Source organism: Streptomyces sp. NPDC059564 (assembly GCF_042735575.1).
Lineage (GTDB): Bacteria > Actinomycetota > Actinomycetes > Streptomycetales > Streptomycetaceae > Streptomyces.
Window position 1 is genome coordinate 1 of record NZ_JBHWBP010000710.1, and the last position, 1217, is coordinate 1217.

General features: G+C 78.7%; 1 pseudogene. It reads right to left on the bottom strand.

The features are described from left to right. A pseudogene (locus tag ACFV0Q_RS41835) lies at positions 1-362 on the bottom strand (NagC family transcriptional regulator); the annotation flags it as partial. Positions 363-1217: the final 855 nt, after the last annotated feature.

Here is a 1217-nt window from a genome sequence, read left to right on the forward strand (position 1 = left end):
CGCAGGAAGCGGCCGAGTTCCGATGCGATCCGGGCGGGCAGGGCCGGATCGCCGGGGTCCCGGTACGGGAAGGCGCGGCGGGCCAGGACCTGCCCGCGCAGGTCGACGAGGCTGAAGGTGGAGGAGGGCACCCCGATGTGCAGCCCGGCCACGAGGGGGCCGCCGACGGCGCCGGTGTGCAGGTCCAGCGGGATGCGCGGCCGCCCGGAGCCGCCGCGTCCGGCGGGGTCGGGGAGCTCGCGCAGCAGCCCGCCCCGGAGCAGCCCGCCGGCCTGCCGCGACACCGAGGCGAGACTCAGCCCGCACAGCTGCGCGACCCCGCTCCGCGCCACCGGCCCGTGCCGGAGCACCGTCCGCAACACGACAGCGGCATTGGCAGCCCCCCGCCGGTCCCCCGCCATCCCCACCATCCCCCGATCATGCCGGACGACCGAGGCGCGCCGGTGCGGTGTGCGTGGCGGCTGCGTTGCGGGGCTGTGAAATCAAGCCACGGTTTTCGGCCGCAAGGTGGGGGAGAAGGGGCAGGTCAGCGGGGGTATGGCGGGTCTCCGGAGGGGTGCGGGGCGGGGGTTGACCCCGGCCGGGGGCGCTGACAGGCTCCGAGCCATGACCGCGAACGCCCCTTCCGCCCCGCGGCTCCGCACCTCCGGCCCCCGCACGGCGCCGGGTCAGTGTCCGGGCCGCTGTCCGGCCCCCTGTCACCTCTGACCCCGCCCCCGGCGGGCCCGAGCCCCGCACCGTGGAGCCCGGCCCCGGAACCCCGGACCGGCCGGCCTGATCTCCCCCACCGAGCGACCGCGCCTCGCCGCCCCGGAACCCCGGGTCGGACGGCCTGACCGGCCCGGCCGGGGGACCGTGCCGAGCCCGCCTTGCTCCGGGGACCGACTGCCCTGTTTCCCCGGTCGGGGGGACCGGGCCGGCCGGGGCGTCGGCGCCCTGGCCTCGGCCGGCCGACCCGCTCCTCCGAACCCGGCACCCGGCACGCCGGTCCGGGTCCGGAAGCTCCGGCCTCCGGGACGGACGGCCCGTTTTCCCCGCTCCGGGGGAGCAGGGCCGGCAGGCCGGTTCGTCGGCCTGGGCCTTCAGCCCCGCGCCGGGGCCGGAGTCCCGCATCGGCAGGCCCGTTTCCCGGCTGGGGGATCGGGACCGGCAGGTCGGGCTCGTGCTCTCCGCGGCCGAGCCGGATTCCCGGGTCGGATCCGGGGCCCGCTGTCCTC